We start from the raw sequence: 14,638 nt of genomic DNA, 5'->3' as shown, positions 1-14,638 counted from the left end.
ATATTATGAGATTCACCAAGATAATCTTCTCATTTCTAACAGTTGCTGTATGCGCTTCCTGTTCCAAAATTGATAACTATGTAGCTCCTGACGGAGGTATTCATGGTGTGCTAACAGACAATCTGACCGGTGAAAATTTTCAGACAGAACAGCCCAACGGCTTCACGGTAAAGCTTTTTGAGAAAGGAGGTAAGGGTAATTCCCCGATTGCCTTTCAAGGCAAGCCGGACGGTACTTTTAAGAATGCCTTTATTTTTAAAAATGACTATAAACTGTTGGTAACGGAAGGAGCCTTCTTTCCTCTCGATACAGTCAATGTGAGTGTCGATGCGAATTCTGAAAGCAACTTTAAGGTTACGCCCTTTTTAGCCATTGTGAATCCGTCCGTCAAGGCTGAGGTGGGCAAAGTCGTCGTAAAATATCAATTGAAAAGAGAGATAGCAGCCGATAAGATCATTGAGCGAAAGGTGTTGGTTTCACGGGTGCCGACTGTTAACAACTCAGTCTTTGATTTCAAATCGCAGGCTGACCTCACAGCGGTGACCGATGCGGTTATCCTGGCTTCGGATTATTCAGACACCGTGTCTGGGCTAGCCTCGGGACAAACCTATTACGTAAGAGTAGCTGCCAGGACAAACAATGCATTGAAAAAGTACAACTACAGCAAAGTCTTCGCGGTTAAAATCCCCTAACCGCCGGCCATGAAAAATAACTGAATAAATAGTCCAATCACTCATTGCGGTTGCCTGCTCAGGCGACCGCAATCAAATCGATGAAAAATGGTTACGTCATTACCCAGCAGGCTGGTCGTTATCTGTACAGGATTACTCATTGTTGCATTTGCGGCATGTAAGCCAGCACATAAAGCGAGGGATAAACAAGACAACAGGGCGAAATTCGGGGACAACGTCCGCACCACGGAATTCCGTACTCCCGCTGAGGAAAAGGCGGGATTTACTTTACCCGAAGGTTTTGAGATTACATTGTTTGCTTCCGAGCCCGATATCACAAAACCGATCAACATGGAATTTGATGACCGGGGAAGATTATGGGTGACCCAATCCTCGGAATATCCTTTGCCCGCTGCGCCAGGTAAGGGGTCGGACAAGATTACTATCCTGGAAGATACGGACAACGATGGTAAGGCGGACCGTTTCACTCCTTTTAACACTAAATTGAACATCCCGATTGGCGTTCTGCCTGTTAATGATGGGGCATTTGCTTACAGCATCCCAAACCTAACACATTACAAAGACACTGATGGCGATGGCCGGTCTGATGAGGAGAAATTTGTGCTCGGTCCGTTTGGTCACCGCGATACCCATGGAATGGTAAGCAACCTGATCCGTGGGTTTGACGGCTGGATTTACGCTTGTCATGGCTTTACCAACACATCCAATGTGGCTGGTTCTGACGGCGATACAATTAAAATGACATCAGGTAATACATTCCGGTTCCGTCCCGATGGAAGCCGTGTGGAACAAACAACCTTTGGCCGGGTAAACCCATTTGGGAATGCCTACGATGAGATGGGTAATCTGTATTCGGTAGACTGTCATTCCAAACCGATCTATCAGCTGATCACAGGAGCAGAATATCCTCATTTTGGTAAAAAGGTGCCTGCTATCGGATTTGCCCCTGAAATGATGAGTTACGAACTCGGTTCGACAGCGATATCGGGCCTGGTTTATTATACGGGCCTGCAATTTCCGGAAGAATACCGTCATAGTTTTTTCAATGGAGATGTGGTAACCTGCCAGATCAACCGCAACACGGTTTCCTATAAAGGGTCAACGCCTGTTTCAAAAAGAGAACCGGATTTTCTGAGCAGCGATGACCCGTGGTTCAGGCCGGTGGATATAAAGGTCGGTCCTGACGGCGCATTGTATATAGCTGATTTTTACAACCGTATCATTGGGCACTATGAAGTGGCGCTGAATCATCCCGGACGAGACAGGGTGAGTGGAAGGATATGGAAAATTACTTATAAAGGCAGCAAGCCGCATGAAAATATCCCGGTTAAGGACTGGTCCAAGGCGACAATTAAGGAGCTCCTTATCGGACTGGGGCATCCACAGCTCAATATGCGGATGAAAATTGCCGACCGGCTGACCGACGCATGGAAAGGCGAAGCCATTGAACCTGTAAAACAATTGATGGCGAGCACCAACCTGGATCCTAAAATATACATACAAGGTTTGTGGATCTTAAAACGCCTCAATGCTCTGACCGACAATACACTTACTATCGCTCTGACGAGCAAGGATCCCGCTATTCAGGTTCATGCGATGCGGATCCTGATGGAGGATCACGCGCTGTCACCGCAGTATCGCCAGATTGCAAAAGACGCCATTGCCAGCAGTGACCCTAACATCCGGCGAGTGGCGGCTACACTATTAGGCTCGTTTCCGGACGTGTCAGATCTGGAAAGTCTGATAACTTTATACGAGAAGACTGACGCGGAAGATTCCCATTTGCGATACACCGCCTTGTTGGCTATCAGAAATTCGCTGCGCGATAAAAATGTAATGAAGCAAGTGGCAGGGAGAAACTGGACCAATAGGCAGACAGCGATTTTGGCAAGAACAATGCTGGATGTGTCATCTCCCGAATCAGCAAATTTTATTTTAAGTCAATTGGAAAGCAACCGGTTAGGTGTGGAAGGGTTGCCGGAATATGTTGGATACGCAAGCAGGTTTGTATCGACCAGCAAGCTGGATGCCTTAATCCCCATTATTAAGGCTAAAATTGGAAAGGATAACGCGGTCCAGTTTGCGGCCTACGATGCGATCATCTCCGGAATCGCCCAAAGCGGAGGCAAAATGGGTCCGGTAATGAAGGAGTGGGGTGCGGATCTGGCAGAACGCAATCTAACGGGCATCAGTGAAAAAACGGAAGCATGGAAAATCACCGTGCTTGACAAAACTACCGATGCAGGTAGCTGGCAAATTGCCAATAAACTCGCTAAGCCTGGCCAAAACCCGGTTCCAATGCTCGTTGGATCACGCAGTGGGACATCACAGATTGCATCGGCGCCCTTTGAACTGCCGCTGTCGATTACGCTTAATGTGTTTGATAATGATGTGTTTAACAGTGATTCGAAAACCGGGACGTCCAGGAATAGTGTCCGTGTGAAATTGGCGTCCAATGATAAGGTCATTTCTGAATTCAGGTTCAGGGAGAAAAAAATAGCCGGAAATGAAGACATCATTAAGCAGGCAGTTTTCGATTTGAAAAAGTACAAAGGCCAGCAGGGCTACATTGAAATAACGGATAGCTCCAAGACAGCCTCAGTCGGTATTGGGCAGCCTGCTTTGATGAAAGTACAACTGTTGTTAGCCGACCCTGAGAAAATCACCGGCCAGCGTGTCCAGGCGGCGCAGATTGCCGGCAAACTTAAGTTGAAGAAACTGGAACCCGAACTCAGGAGTTTGCTGAGCGCCAAATGGGTCAACAGCAAGGTCAGGTCTGCGGCAGCTGAGGCATTGATGGAGATTGGTCCCGGAGACAATTCGTGGGCGCTCGTCAAAGTACTTGCCGACCGCAATGAGCCATCGGCTTTCCGTCAAAAAATCGTGGCGACTTTGGGTCAATCACCGTCGGAACCGGTTTACAGCCAGTTCGAAAAAGAACTATCAGGTGCCGCGAGGCCGTTGCAGGTGGCGCTTGCGTCAGCGCTTAGTAATGATGAAGGGGGGATCAGCCACTTGTTAAATGCATTGAAACAAGACCAGGTTGGAGCCGACATACTTGCTGAAACATCAGTGAGCGAGAAACTGACGGCAAAAGCCAGCGTGGCGCAACAAAAGCAACTGGCGGAAATCAGTTCGAACGGAGCCGCTGAACGTGCGGAACGACTTAGCCTGATACAAAACCGATTAAATGGCCTCGACCTGGCAAAAGCGTCCACGAATGCCGGAAAAGAGGTTTTTGTAAATAATTGTAGCATGTGTCATCAGATTCGCGGCAATGGTGGCCTGGTCGGTCCGCAATTGGACGGTATCGGTAATTGGGGACAAAAAGCATTGACCGAGAAAATATTGGATCCCAACCGAAGCATTTCCGAGGCGTTCAGATCGTATAACATTGTCCTGAAAAATGGACAGTCGCTCACGGGCTTGTTCAGGAGGACCGAAGGAGAGGTTATCGTGTTCGCAAATCCGGATGGGAAAGAATTCTCAGTGGCAAAGGCGGACATGAAAGAATATAAGGCATCCAAATACACACTTATGCCTGACCAGTTCAGATATACGATTCCGGAAAAGGAATTCTATTCCCTGGTAACCTATCTGCTGACTGTAAAATAAGAAAGACAATGAAATTCGGTATAAACACATTTCTATTCACCTCGCCGTTCAAAACCAAAGACATATCCCTTTTTTCGAAATTGAAAAAGTGGGGGTTTGACTCTGTGGAAATAGCTCCGGAGGATGTTTCCCACATTGACCCATTCGTGGTTAAGCAGGCTTTGGATGATAAAGATCTGACTTGTAACCCCATTTGCGCGGCGCTAGGCCTTGGTCGTGATCTTCGTGGCTCATTGCAGGATCAGGAATTTTCCATGAAATATTTGATGGATGTCATAACAGTTGACGGCTATATAGCCAATTTTATTTATTACTATGCTTGTATGGTGCTTAGTAGTTCCGTTTTCACTAAAGGACGGATCAGATGAATACTAACAGGATACTATTAAATATACTTGGGTGTCTGAGTTTGATGTGTTTTTATTTCTTCCTGGCCTCCGTATTTGAATTGTTATGGAGGAAGCGCCGCAAGCAATAAAATTCTATGCGAGATTTCTAAGCCTCCAAATAGGCCTTTCTGATAGGATCAAAGTATTGTAAACATTAAAGTTCTAACCTGCTCATGCTCCGCTTATTTCTCTTACTTTCAATTGCCTTTTTCACTATTTCGCCCACAATAGGTCAGATACCATCCTCGGAAAATCTAATCGTGATTGTTCTGGATGGCATGCGCTGGCAGGAAGTGTTTGCCGGGGCCGACTCCACCTTAATAGATAACCCCTCATTCACCAGAAATAAGAAGCGGGTACGAAGCCGGTTTTGGGACGAAGATCCTAAAATCAGAAGGGAAAAGTTATTTCCATTCTTTTGGAAGACCATTGCACATTCGGGCCAGTTGTACGGCAACCGGTGGCTGCAAAGCAATGTGAATGTACACAATCCTTATCAGCTCACCTACCCTGGTTTTAGTGAAATGCTGACGGGATATGTGAACCCGGAAATTACCTCCAACCAACTCGTTATCAATAAATCAAACAATGTCCTGGAGATGATCAACAGGGAAAAGGGCTTTGAGGGCAAAGTGGCGCTTTTTGCCACTTCCGACCTGTTCCCATTTTTGATGGATAAAAAAAATAGCAAGGTGTATGTGAATGCCGACAGCGATTCTTTACTCCCTGACTCACCGGAATCCAGACTTCTCAATGAAATGCAGCGCCTAACCGCTAAGCCCACCACTGAGCGGCCCGATCTGTTAACTTATTTTGCTGCCCGTGAATATGTGAAAAACTACAAACCGCGCGTGCTTTATCTTGCACTTGGAGAAACAGACGCCTTCGCGCATAACGGTAATTACGATCAATATCTGGAAACTGCATTAGCAGAGGACAATATGATCAAGAGCTTCTGGACAATGGTTCAATCTATACCTCAATACAAAGACAAAACGACACTCCTGATTACCTGTGATCACGGTCGCGGCGATATGGTCAAGCAGCAATGGACTTCACACGGGCCCGATATCACAGGCTCCGGAGAAATCTGGATCGCCGCGATGGGCCCGTTGACGAAGGGCTATGGCGAAATGAAAGGGCATCCAGGAATTCATCAGGAACAGCTGGCAGCAACAATGGCAGCCGTATTAGGCCTTAGTTACAAACCTGTCACACATGTAGCCGCTTCACCGATCAAGCTCATTTACAGTTCCAAATAGCAGGCATATTACTTTACTTTTAGCACGATGTGGGATAAGTTTTAGCCTAAACCTATACCTCAGGATTTCATTTTTACTTTAACTTCTGTTTTTTAAATATTATCGGCAATGGGGTATTTTGTGATCAAATCTTTTTCGAATGGTGACAAATTCCGTTTCAAATTCGTCTCCGAAATAGATAGCCATGTACTTTTAAGCGCTCCATTTTCAAGTAAAGGTTGCTGTTTGAAGGGTATTGAATCGCTCAAAGAGGTCGCTTCATTTTTTCACTATTATGTGCATAAAGACTTGTCATATGGATATAGCTTTGATATTAAGACGGCAACAGGGCAAGTAATTGCCGTGAACAAGAAAGGATATTTCTCAATGCCTGCACGAGACAGAGCCATCAGGGAACTGCGATCCGAAATAACTGATGCCTGTGTCTATGATCGCAGTTAGATGTAACGCAGCTTGTGGACAGTATTCAACAGCTTGTTATTTTTTAAGCGCCGTAATAATAATTGCCATCGTGGTAGTATGAATGTTTTGTTGAACGGAAAATGCGGATTGACCTGCTGCTTTAATTGTTGAAGTTCTGATGCCAGATAAGCCGCCTTTAACTGCTCATTTTTATGCATGTGCTTTACAGTTATAAAAGCAGGTGTCCCTGATGTCTTGTCAGCATTAAAAGCCGGTGCCTGGAAGATAATGTCGCAGGCCTACCAACTTTGGTTGTGAAATTACCTTTTGTGTTAATATTTCTCCTAAATGTGTTAATTTATCGCCAATTCCTTATAAAAAAATGCATTTTCTTTGTATTATTTAATTTTGTCTCAACATATTTTTATATTAAACAGTATCGTAAAAGATGCAGAAGGATCACAGCAATGCAATCTATGGCATGTTGTAAATTGTTGCTTTAATCTTTTTTTTGTCTGATAATGTACTGAATTTGAGTTATTTTATGTGTTTTAAAGTGCGGAAATGCGACTCATATTGGTCAAATGTCAGACATGCTGAACCCTTTTAAGTATAAGTGAAGTTGATTTTAAACATGTGCCAACCGGATGACCGAGCAGGAGAAAGAATTATGGAAAGCTTTTCAAAATGGCAGTAAAGATGCTTTTGAAGAGATTTTGCGTATTTTTTATCGTCCAATGTTTGACTATGGTTTCAAGTTTCAAAAAGATCATGACCAGCTCAGTGATGATATCCACGATCTGTTCCTGAGTATATGGGACCGGCGGGCATTTTTGACTCCAACCGCTAATTTGAAGCTCTATCTGTTCAGCGCCCTGCGAAATCAGATATTCCGGACAAAGAAAAGATTGCCATTCGTGCAGGAGCTTCCAGGTGAAGATGACGACCACCTTTTCCAGGAGACCGACTACGCCGAAACCAAAATACTCCGCAATGAAGCCACCGACGAGCAGCTTTCCAGAATAAGCTGTGTGATGCTCAAACTGACGAAACGCCAGCAGGAAATCCTTCACTTGCGGTTTTTCGAAAATCTGTCAAATGCTCAGATAGCGGATGTACTAAATATTTCAGAGCCATCTGTCTATAATCTGCTATCAATTTCCCTAAAACTCTTCCGCAACTACTGGAACGTGTATTTCAATATCTTACCATTCTTTTTATTTTTCCATAAACTGCTTATTATTAGCAAGTTGTGGTGAAAATAAAATTTTATCATAAAATAGTTCATATTTTTTGATGAGATAATAGCACCATTCATACCATATATATGCAGGGTTACTGCTAATTGTGCTTAGGTATGGATAAATATAATAATTATCATATTGACTTTTTTCTCGCCGATGATGGATTTGTAGAATGGGTGCATTCGGGAAAACCCATTGAAGGAACGCGCTGGGAAGCTTTGCTTCACTCTGATCCCAATATCCGGCCTGAATTCGAACAGGCGAGAGCATTGGTCATGGAGTGGAAAGGTCTGCCGTCGCAACTATCGGATCAAAAACTTTCTCATGGTATCCAAAGGATCATGACCAGCGTGAATGAGCGGGATGAGGTCCGTGTTCCTCTTCATGACGCCTATCGCATATGGTTTAAAATTGCTGCCATTTTAATCCTGATGATAGGATTGGGCTGGACCGTGATGCGGCAGTTTAATGACAAGAATGCTTACACCTACGAAAAACTTACGCAGCGTACGGAATCGGAATTAGTGGAAATTTTGAATGACCTTAACGGTGATCATGAAATTACGCTTCCCGATGGAAGTAAGATAATGCTGTCCAAAGGCAGCCGTGTGAGCTATTCTAAGCACTTATTGACTGATTCTACCAGGAATGTGTTTTTAAAAGGTGATGGTTTTTTTAGTGTTGTTAAAGATGAAAAACATCCATTTCTGGTTTATACCGACGGACTCGTGACACGGGTAGTGGGCACAAGTTTTAAAATAGCCTCGATCGGATCAGAGGTTTCTGTGGCGGTCAGGTCCGGAAAAGTTGCCGTGTACCGGATGCGGGAATTTGAAAACAACCGGAAGGATGATATTTTGCTGACACCCAATCAGCAGGCTGTTTTTACCACCGAGCAAAATCAGATTTCAAGGAAACTGGTAGAAGATCCGCTGGTTTTGAGAGGGCAGGAGCAAATCCTGAACTTTGACTATGTAGAGTCGCCGGTCTCTAAAATATTTGAGTCACTGGAAAAAGCTTATGGAATAAAAATTATTTATGACGCCGAAACTTTCAGTAGCTGTAACATCACCATCCCGCTCAGGGAAGAACCGTTTTTCACGAAGCTTGACATTATTTGCAAGACAATACAGGCAAAATATAATGTATCAGGTAACGATGTGATTATTTCGGGTAAAGGCTGTAACTAAGATCTTTCACCAAACCAATTTGATATGAATATAAAAATTACCCAATAAAAAAGCCGGCGATGTGTTCAGCATCACCGACTATGTTTTCTCCCCGTGTCACGTCGAAATGAAGCTCTTGTTGCAAAGAGTCAAGGGGAAGGTTTTATCTCTATAATTTCAAAAACCAATGTCAAATTATGAAAAAAAGAATTACCCGGCACAACTGTGTCTATTTAATTATGAAAATCAGCATTCCGTTTGTGTTGATATTGTTGCTGGCAGGGATGACCTATGCGAGGACTGGCCTTGCTCAGGAAATGCTCAACCGTAAAGTTACAATAGAGGCCGAAAGTGCCGAGCTAAAAAGTGTACTGAATCAAATATCAAAGTTAACCAAGGTTCGGTTTTCGTATGTGGTGGGTCTGGTCAATAACCGGAAGGTGAGTATTTCAGTCAAAAATGAAAGACTGGAAGAGGTACTTGAAAAACTACTTACACCGTTGCGTATAAACTATTCCGTTTCCGATGATTTTATCATTTTGAATAAGGAACCCGAACCCGAGCCGCTGATTAAAACCGGTGCGCATGACGCGGATGCTTCTCATTCATTGGAGTACATGGCTGCCGTTACGGAGAAATCCGTTTCCGGGCAGGTTGTTGCTGAAAACGGAGAACAATTACCCGGTGTGAACATTACTATTAAAGGAACGACCACCGGCACCAGTACCGATGCTAATGGCAAGTATTCACTGGTTGTGCCGGTTGATGATGCAGTTTTGATATTCTCATTCGTCGGGTTTGCTTCTCAGCAAATACAGCTAAACGGCAGATCGAAAATAGACGTCACACTGCTGGTCGATAACAAAGCGCTGGAAGAAGTAGTAGTGGTAGGATATGGAGAACAGAAAAAGGCAACCTTAACCGGGGCAGTTTCCACTATCGATTCCAAGGTTTTTCAAGATCGCGGTGTGGTATCAAATCCGCTGGCGGCATTGCAGGGGCAAGTGCCGGGCGTGATTGTTACCCGCAGCTCGGCCGCACCGGGACAGGAGGGCTGGAATTTCCAAATCAGGGGTGCAGCTTCTTCCAACGGCTCCGAGCCGCTGATCATCGTGGACGGGATTCCGCTGGTCAATTCAACCGCATTGAACTCGATTAACCCGCAGGACATTGACAATATATCTTTTTTGAAAGACGCCTCGGCTGCTATTTACGGTGCGCGCGCGGCTGGCGGTGTGGTATTGATCACTACCAAAAGGGCTAAATCCGGGAAAGCCACGATTCAATACAATGGCTCGGTATCGCAGAAAAGGATGGGCTTGCGTCCCTCTTTTTTGAATAGTGACCAGTACGGTAAATATTTGTTGGAAGCCATTTCAAATGCTTCCACCGGCGGTGTACCGGATGAAAACTGGATCTGGACGAAGTACGCCAGGGCCTGGATCAACAGACCAGCCAGCGGATATATTGACAAAAATACGCCAGAATACATTGCAGGCGGCGAGACGATCGGTTTTACTGACGTTAAAGATTATACGTTTTTCGACACCAATCCGATTGATCTTTTATGGGGCAATGGCAGGGCGGTATCCAACCAACACGATCTGAGCCTGGCTGCCCGCACTGAAAACCTGGGCTACCGGTTGTCTTTTGGGTATCTCAATGACGGCAGTATGCTGAAATGGGGTGAGAATTCCAGCAAGCGCTACAATACCCGTCTGGCTTTTGACTATACCTTTTCGCCCCGGTTTAAATTGGAAACCAATATCTCTTTGGAGAAAAATGACGTGGTCGTTCCGAGCCGGCAAGGGGAAATCAACTTCGGTTCTCAGCCAGGATTTCCGGTGGCTACCGTCAATGGTAAGCCGTACGCCTGGGGCACGCAGCCAGCCCGCAACTGGCTGCTGGAATTGGGCGGAGAAAATAAAACCATGAACAACCGGGTTTTTGTGAACACCAAGTTGCAATTCAATATCGCCAAAGATTTGAACCTGGTCGCACAGGCAGGTTACAACTGGGCCGGGACTGATGGCCAGAACCAGTACAAATACATTTCGGAGATCTATAATTATACCGAAAGCTATCAATACCAGGCTAATCCATCCCAGGCTCAATCCTGGTACGAACGTTCTTTGAGAAAAGATACTTATTTCAATACCAATGCTTTTTTGGAGTATAAGAAAATATTAAACAACAGTCATACTATCAATGTGTTAGCCGGTGGTAACTACGAGCGGGATGAATTCAATTACTTTTCGACGCGAAGCGGGTACCTGGCCAGTAATGATGTCCCTGCATTAGGCCTGAGCCTGGGCGACAATACGACCCGCTCGAACCTCGAAGTGCGCAACCATTGGGCGATCGCTTCCGCATTTGGCCGTTTCAATTACTCCTACAAGGACAAATACCTGTTCGAAGCCAATGCCCGGTATGATGGTTCTTCCAAATTTGATGCAGCTAACCGGTGGAAATTCTACTCAGGTATTTCAGCAGGATGGCGGATATCGCAGGAAAATTTCATTAAAGACATTCGTCTGGTGGACGAATTGAAACTTCGCGGGTCTATTGGCACGGTAGGGAACCAAACGGGGATCGGGCTTTATGATTACATCCAGCTGACGAACCTGAGTAATGCAGGCGCAATTTTGGGAGGCTACACTTCACGGTCTGTTACCGCCGCACCTTCGGATACACTGGTAAGCCTGAACCGGACATGGGAAACGATCCGCAACTCCAATATCGGTATCGACTTTGCCGTATTCAGACATCGGCTGACAGGTAGTTTCGATTATTTCTGGAAACAAAACAAAAACATGCTGCTGCCACAGACCTATGCTGCTGTACTGGGTGCCGTAGCTCCCACTGCTAACATTGGCCGACTGAAAGTTTGGGGCTGGGAAATGTCATTGGGTTGGAGAGATAAAGTCGGAAATGTTACCTACCATATCAACGGTACACTTACCGATAATAGTAACAAGCTGGTGAATTATGGCGGAAACAACATTGTTTCGGCGGGCAAAAACAAAATCGAAGGGTATGCTCTGGATTCCTACTTCGGATTGAAATACAACGGCCGTATCCAGACAGATGACGAGGCATCCGCTTATGCTGGTTTGGTACCGGGAAGCAGTATCGCCAACATGCCGGGTGCTACGCAAATGATTAAAGGGATCAACATGTACCAGGACATTAATGGCGACGGCAAACTGACCAATGCCGGTGCTAATCAACACCTGCTTGGGAAAAAAGACGCAAATGGTAAAGAGATAGGAGATGGCGACATTGTTTATTTGGGTAGGAGCGATCCCAGGTACGTGTTTGCCTTCAATATGGGTGTTGACTGGAAAGGCTTTGATTTTTCTGCTGTTTTTCAAGGGGTTGGTCAAAGAAATATCTACCGACGCTCCGATTGGAGTACACCATTTGGTACGATCTGGCAGGGACATGCAGACTGGTGGGTAGGAAAAACCTGGACACCCGAGAACCCGAACGCTGAATTACCCATTTTAACCACCGCTACCAATAAAGGATTTGGCAGCTATGCCGGCTACAATTATCAGATTTCCAACTGGTCGATGCAAAACGGTGCCTATGTTCGGTTAAAGAATATTGTGCTAGGTTATTCACTTCCTCAGACCATTACGAGAAGGGCGAAAATCGAAAAACTGCGTGTCTATTTTTCTGGCAGCGACCTCTGGGAATATACCAAAGTGATGGATAAATGGGACCCGGAACAAACTGACAGTGTAGGCGGCGGGGCGCAGCGCTATCCATTCTACCGCCTGATGACCTTTGGTGTAAACGTTACATTTTAATCCGACAACATTGAAAAATATGAAAAAGCAATTATATAACTGCCTGATCATCACAATCGTAACTGCGGTATGCACCCTGGTGCCTTCCGGTTGCAAGGATTCCCTGGATCTGCAACCCCAGGACCGGGTATCGGATGTTTCTTTTTGGCAAGAAGCCACGGAGTTTAAACTGGCTGCAAACAAGTTTTACGATTATCTGCGCTCATTCAACAACGCAAATGGAGACGGACACACCGGGTCCGATCTGGGTGCCGATAGAGGTACTTTTGCAAGAGGTACCAATACCATTGTGTCCAATGATGCCAATTACAATGACGCTTATAAATGGATACACAATATCAATTACATGCTGGAAAAGGCGAAAGACTTCAAAAGTCCTGATCAGATCAAAACCTATGTGGCGGAGGCAAAATTTTTTCGGGCATATGTTTATTTTGATAAACTGCTTACCTCTTATGGCGGGGTGATCCTGATCAAAGATGTGCTGACCACCGGGTCTGCAGAGTTGAAAGCCGTTCGCAGTACCCGCGATGAAACCATTGATTTTATCATTCAGGACTTAGAAGAAGCCATTGCGAATCTGCCCCTGGAAAGCGAGATCGCTGCTTCCGATAAAGGACGGATAAGCAAAGGCGCTGCGCAGGCTTTTCTGGGCAGGGTCAGTTTGTACGAAGGTACGTGGTTAAAATCAAGGAGTTTGAATGCAACCCGGGCCAATGCTTTACTGGATAAGGCCATTAGCAATAATAATGCGGTGATTACCAGTAATCTGTATTCCTTATTTAAACCACAGGCTTTGGGCGATTCAGCGTTGAAGTATTTGTTTATTCTGGAAAATCAAAGATCAAACCCAGCCAATATTACCAAGTCTGCTAATCAGGAATATATACTTGCGGTTCGCTATGAATCCAACAACCTGCTCAGGACAATCCCCAATCAGATTTCTTTCGGAGCATTAGGGGCGGATATGAGCCGGGTAATGGCGGATATGTATTTGTCCAGTGATGGTTTGCCCATCGATAAAACCAAAATGCCTTTCAGCCGCACCGCGCTGAAATCTGAATTTGCGAACCGCGACAACCGGATGCGTTATTTTATGATGGTGCCGGGCTATCGCTACTGGCAAAATGCCACAAACTGGCATATCAACTGGGATTGGAGCGCTACCGATTTAAAGAACGCCCGTCTCCCGCACGACCCGTGGAGCAATGATATATCCGGTTACAGCAACCAGCAGTGGGCTGCGGAAAGGCAGGTACCCAATTCCCAGGAAGGCTACGACTACCCCGTCATTCGTTTGGCCGAGGTATATCTCAACTATGCGGAAGCGTTGTACGAGCGGAATGGAAACATCAGTGACGAGGATCTGGACAAGTCCCTAAATATGGTCCGCAGCCGGGTAAATGCCTCTATGCCTAAGCTTAGCAATGCTTTTGTAGTTGCCAACGGGTTAAAAATGCTGGAAGAAATACGCCGCGAAAGAGCGGTGGAATTGCAGGGCGACGGTTTGCGGATGGATGATCTCAAACGCTGGCATATCGCGCACGTTGAATTAGCCAAACCGGTGTTAGGAGTTCGTTGGGCGGGTACAGAGTATGCCACGAAATACACGACTAACCCTCCTGCATTAACTGCCGACGGTGACGTTATTGCCGATCCTGCGAATGAAAGAAAATTCACGGAGAAGAATTATCTGATCCCCCTGCCAACCAATCAATTGCAGCTTAATCCCAATTTGGTCCAAAACCCGGGCTGGGAGTAACCCTCACCACCATTCATCAATTTATCCTGTACAGTCATTCCTGAGCGAAAAGTAAAAGTTCAGGAGTGGCTGATCGGGATGCTATTGCCTTTGCATGATCGGAAAAAATCTTTAAAATCTAATTCTATGAATGCTCAACAAGTTTTCAATAATTTTTTTTGCATTACAAAAAGGAGGTCACATACGTTTGTGCCAATATGTATCATACTAATTTGGCTTCTGTCATGCGCCGTGCCGCAAGCGCAGGCACAGACGTTTGTTCACCCGGGTGGCCTACATACCCAGGCC

General features: G+C 45.4%; 8 protein-coding genes. All 8 read left to right on the top strand.

The window, feature by feature from the left end:
- The first annotated feature begins 5 nt into the window (after positions 1-5).
- The 8 genes from ON006_RS13805 to ON006_RS13770 all read left to right on the top strand — a co-directional run bounded on the left by ON006_RS13805 (position 6) and on the right by ON006_RS13770 (position 14,350).
- The gene (locus tag ON006_RS13805) at positions 6-692 is read left to right on the top strand and encodes a DUF3823 domain-containing protein (protein WP_244820379.1); all 687 of its coding nucleotides are present in this window, start codon (positions 6-8) and stop codon (positions 690-692) included.
- A gap of 87 nt (positions 693-779) precedes the next feature.
- A complete protein-coding gene (locus tag ON006_RS13800) occupies positions 780-4,307 on the top strand; it encodes a PVC-type heme-binding CxxCH protein (protein WP_244820378.1) in 3,528 nt (1,175 codons plus the stop codon).
- 8 nt (positions 4,308-4,315) lie between these two features.
- Complete coding sequence (locus ON006_RS13795; RefSeq protein WP_244820377.1) at positions 4,316-4,675, top strand: IolE/MocC family protein; 360 nt, start codon at positions 4,316-4,318, stop codon at positions 4,673-4,675.
- A 194-nt stretch (positions 4,676-4,869) separates the two neighbouring features.
- Complete coding sequence (locus ON006_RS13790; protein ID WP_244820376.1) at positions 4,870-5,958, top strand: alkaline phosphatase family protein; 1,089 nt, start codon at positions 4,870-4,872, stop codon at positions 5,956-5,958.
- A gap of 1,049 nt (positions 5,959-7,007) precedes the next feature.
- Complete coding sequence (locus tag ON006_RS13785; protein ID WP_244820375.1) at positions 7,008-7,619, top strand: RNA polymerase sigma factor; 612 nt, start codon at positions 7,008-7,010, stop codon at positions 7,617-7,619.
- A gap of 98 nt (positions 7,620-7,717) precedes the next feature.
- Positions 7,718-8,794 (top strand): FecR family protein, encoded by a 1,077-nt coding sequence (locus tag ON006_RS13780; RefSeq protein WP_244820374.1) that lies wholly within the window; start codon positions 7,718-7,720, stop codon positions 8,792-8,794.
- 218 nt (positions 8,795-9,012) lie between these two features.
- Entirely contained in the window at positions 9,013-12,588 is a 3,576-nt protein-coding gene (locus tag ON006_RS13775) for a TonB-dependent receptor (RefSeq protein WP_267609985.1), read from the top strand.
- A gap of 19 nt (positions 12,589-12,607) precedes the next feature.
- Positions 12,608-14,350, top strand: a complete 1,743-nt coding sequence (locus tag ON006_RS13770; RefSeq protein ID WP_244820372.1) for a RagB/SusD family nutrient uptake outer membrane protein — start codon at positions 12,608-12,610, stop codon at positions 14,348-14,350.
- Positions 14,351-14,638 lie beyond the last annotated feature (288 nt).

Source organism: Dyadobacter pollutisoli, from assembly GCF_026625565.1.
GTDB classification, from domain to species: domain Bacteria; phylum Bacteroidota; class Bacteroidia; order Cytophagales; family Spirosomataceae; genus Dyadobacter; species Dyadobacter pollutisoli.
Note: the sequence above shows the minus strand (reverse complement) of the source record. Positions and strands in the feature narration are given on the sequence as shown.